This is a genomic window from Nostoc sp. CHAB 5715 (assembly GCF_020829685.1).
In the GTDB taxonomy this organism is placed as follows: Bacteria; Cyanobacteriota; Cyanobacteriia; order Cyanobacteriales; family Nostocaceae; genus Nostoc.
The window spans coordinates 1-2,596 of the sequence record NZ_JAIVFR010001004.1; the positions used below are offsets into that span (position 1 = coordinate 1).

Annotated in this window: 1 protein-coding gene and 1 pseudogene; both read right to left on the reverse strand. The window is 42.2% G+C overall.

Going from position 1 to position 2,596, the window contains the following annotated elements:
• Positions 1 to 297 precede the first annotated feature (297 nt).
• The gene (locus tag LC574_RS35015; RefSeq protein WP_229458216.1) at positions 298 to 714 is read right to left on the reverse strand and encodes a response regulator transcription factor; all 417 of its coding nucleotides are present in this window, start codon (positions 712 to 714) and stop codon (positions 298 to 300) included.
• 191 nt (positions 715 to 905) lie between these two features.
• A pseudogene (ppk1, locus tag LC574_RS35020) lies at positions 906 to 2,486 on the reverse strand (polyphosphate kinase 1); the annotation flags it as partial.
• Positions 2,487 to 2,596: the final 110 nt, after the last annotated feature.

Here is a 2,596-nt window from a genome sequence, read left to right on the forward strand (position 1 = left end):
TTACAGACTATAAAAGAACGAATTGCCGTAGTTCAAAGTAAACGCGAGTACCTGTTAGGTATACTGGAGAAACCAAATTTGGGAACTTTGAGAGTTGACGTAAATCAGGCTTTGGAAGAACTGGATGAATTAATTGATGAATTTAGACGCACCATTCCGGTAGAGTAGAAACTATCAAAAATTGCGTCGGTTTAACCGTCAACTTCAGGTTATACCGACGCTCCTCAGTAGTATCATGTCTTCAAATCCCCAGAATTTAACTAAGTGTGAGTTGGCGAAGCAACGTAGCTGTATCCTTTATCCTGCAACTGAACCATCTCCTGCACGCTGACCTAACTGCCTAACTAAGGCAATAAGTTCCTTTGTCGGTACATCTTTCTTGCAAACGTCATCAAAGCTAGACATTGCCTTTGTCCCGTGAAAATTTACGTCTTCCACTGAGGAGTAAGCAAGGATCTGGGTGTTCGGAGATATGGCTTTAATGTGACTAGACGCACTCCAGCCATCCATGACTGGCATCTGTAAATCTAGAACAATTACGTCAGGATGGCAACGTTTAACCATTTCTATAGCTTCTTCACCATTACTGGCTAAACCTACTACTTGAATATTTTCCTGGCAAGAAAAAACTAATTGTAAGGTTAAACGAGTCAGCTCGTGATCATCAACTACTAGAACACGCAAGGTAGAAAGCTCACAGGATAACATTAACATTGAGGGGAAAGACGAAATTATTTCAGAATAACCTCTCTAGTTTATGGGAACAAATGCCAGTACTGACTCTACCCTATGGTTGAATAACTTGTGTTAACCCATGACAAACAACTTAGATAACTTCTCAAAAAAATTAAGTTTTCTAAAAAAACTAAGTTGAGCTAGTTGTCAAGGTAGAAGTAACTTATTTTTTAATCAATCAAGTTTGAGGCTACACCAGTTGAGCGTAATGCCATATTCATGAGAATTTTTTGTGAATTAGCTTCTGGAGAATCATTGTATGGACGCCGTTGAATGTAAGTGCCATCGGCTTGTAATTCCCAAGCTTGGCGATTATCTGCGAGCATAATTCCCATAATTTCTTGCAAATCTTTAGCAATATCTGGGTCTTTGACTGGGGTAATTACTTCCACTCGGCGATCTAGGTTGCGGCGCATCCAGTCGGCACTGCCAATATAAATTTCTTCCTGTGTATTGTTATGAAAATAATAAATACGGGAGTGTTCTAAAAAGCGACCAACAATGCTGATTATACGAATGTTTTCACTAATGTCTTTGAGTCCAGGACGCAAACAGCAAACGCCTCTGACAATTAAATCGATTTGCACTCCGGCGCGGGAGGCTTCATATAAAGTGGCAATAATTTGCGGATCGACTAGAGAATTCATTTTGGCAACAATGCGTCCAGAAAATCCATTTTGAACATTTTCGATTTCGCGGTGAATTAGTGCCAAAAAGCGATCGCGCATATTCACAGGCGCAACCAGCAACTCTCGATAAGATTTTTGCAGGGAGTATCCGGTCAAGAAATTAAATAAATCTGTGATGTCAGCACCTAATTCTTCACGGCAACTAAATAGTCCCAAATCTGTATACAGCCGTGCCGTTTTTGGGTTATAATTACCAGTGCCAATGTGGACGTAGCGACGTATCTGGTCTTTTTCGCGCCGTACCACCATGACGGTTTTACTGTGGGTTTTCAGCCCCACTAAACCATAGACAACATGAACCCCCACTCTTTCTAGTCGTTTTGCCCAGTAAATATTATTCTCCTCATCAAATCGCGCCTTTAATTCCACCAGTACGGATACCTGTTTGCCATTTTCGGCGGCGGCAATTAAAGCATTGACGATGGGCGAGTCGCCAGAAGTCCGGTAAAGGGTCATCTTGATGGCTAACACATTCGGATCGTAGGCAGCATGGGTAATAAAGCGCACCACTGTAGCCGAAAAGGATTGATAAGGATGGTGTACTAGCAAATCCTTTTCCCGAATCACAGCAAAAAAGTCTTTTCCTTCGTCCGTCTCCAGGGTATCTGGGTCTAAACTCGGTTCCCTGAGTCTTTGCAAGCGTAATGGTACAACAGATTGGCGTGGTGGATCTTTGAGTTCTGGCAATGGCAAGGACATAAAGTACATCAAATCCCGCAGTCCCAAAAGACCGTCTACTTCGTAGAGATCGCTTTCTGTTAATTCCAAATCATGCAATAATCGCGATCGCACTATTTCAGGAGTCTGGGATTGAATTTCTAGCCGGACTGGACTTCCACCCAAGCGCCGTTTTCGCAATTCTTGTTCGATCGCTAACAATAAATCATCTGCTTCATCTTCTTCTAAAATCAAATCAGCATCACGGGTAATGCGAAACGGATGATATTCTTGAATATTCATCCCTGGAAATAGAGATTCCAAGTTATGAGCGATCGCTTGTTCTAAGGGTACACCAGTCCAGTGGACAGGTTTTTCGTGGTGCTGATCGCCCAATTCCGGCGGTCGAGTTTCATTACACCAAAAAGCAGCAGTCGAAGCATGGGACACTCTCCTGAAAAAATTATCTGGTCAAGAACAAATTCCTGTATTGCAGGCAATTTCTCTTTCTATCC